The organism is Kitasatospora sp. NPDC002543, assembly GCF_053594915.1.
The window spans coordinates 1-1,277 of the sequence record NZ_JBSFWR010000246.1 but is presented as its reverse complement, the minus strand read 5'-3'; the positions used below and the strand labels follow the sequence as shown (position 1 = coordinate 1,277).

1 protein-coding gene is annotated in these 1,277 nt (G+C 71.0%); it reads right to left on the bottom strand.

What is annotated here, in order from left to right:
* Nucleotides 1–35 precede the first annotated feature (35 nt).
* On the bottom strand, nucleotides 36–1,277 hold a 1,242-nt coding region (locus ACWD4P_RS38315), incomplete at its 5' end, for a transposase (protein ID WP_449782835.1).

Genomic DNA, 1,277 nt, shown 5'->3' with positions numbered 1-1,277 from the left:
GATTCTGCTGGCGAAGTATTTGATCTGGGTCGGGCTCAAGCCGTCGTTGTGATGCCGTGTTGGGTGCAGAGTGTGTGGATGCGGGTGGGGCGGCGGCTTGGTGTGGTGGTGGTGTCGAAGTGGGCGCCGAGTCGGCGGATGTTGACGGCCATGCCGGTGAGGACGTTCTGGAGGTGGGTTTTGGCGAGGCCCCTGTAGCGGGATCGTCGCAGGCCGGGGCCTCGGACTGCTTGGGAGACGGTGCCCTCGATGCCGGCGCGGGCCCGGTAGGTCTCGCGCCATCGGGGGGTGTCCTGTTCGGCCTGCATCCGGGTCCGGGCGGTGTGGATCGGTTCGGGGTGGATCTCCAGGACCCGGCCGAGGTGAGGGGCCGCGGTGGTGCACTGGGCGCGGATCGGGCAGGGACGGCACTGCGCGCGGGAGAAGGCGACGCGGATCAGGCCGTCCTTCTTCGGCCGCATGGAGATGCTGGTGGCCCCGGCGGGGCAGCGGGTGACGCCGGCCTGCCAGTCGACGTGGAAGTCCCCGGGGGTGAAGGTGCCGGCCCGGGCGCCTCGGCCGGTCTGAACCGTGACGGGGGCGACGAGGGTGATGCCGCGTTCCAGGGACGCGGCGATGTTCGGCCCGCTGGGGTAGCCGGAGTCGAGCAGGTGCTCACCGGGTTTCAGGTCCCGGCGGATGAGTTTGTCCTGGACGGGGGCGAGGGCCGTGACGTCGGGTTCGGTGGCGGGGGTGGTGTGGACGTCGGTGACCAGGTTCGGTAAGTCCTCGTCGCACGTTTCGGTCAGGTGGCCCTTGGCGCCTGTCCATTCCGTGCTCGCGGTGCCGGGCGCGCCTTTGGTGCTGTAGCGGGCGTCGGGGTCGTGGGGTGAGCGCACGCGCTGTGCGGAGGGCGGCAGTTCCGTGGTGTCCCGGTAGCGGAGCCGGCCGGTGGTGGTGGCCTCGAAGTGCTGGCTCCACAGGTCGCGCAGGATTTTGACCTGCGGGAGGCCGTTCGTCCACGCGGCGGTGTCGTCCGTGTCGATGGCGGTGATCAGGCTCTGCCCGTCGGCGCCGATCTGCTCGGCGAGCCTGGTCGCGGAGGAGTTCTTGCGGCGCAGGAGCCGGCCGGTCTCGACCTTGCGGCCGTAGCGTTCGTCCCACCCGGGCCCGAGCAGCGGCACGACCAGGCCCGGGTCGGTGCGGGCGATCTCCTCCAGGGCCGCGCGCAGGGCCTCGCCCAGGCACTCGATGCGGTTCAGTGTGCGCACGCAGGCCAGGACGTGGGTGGAATCGGT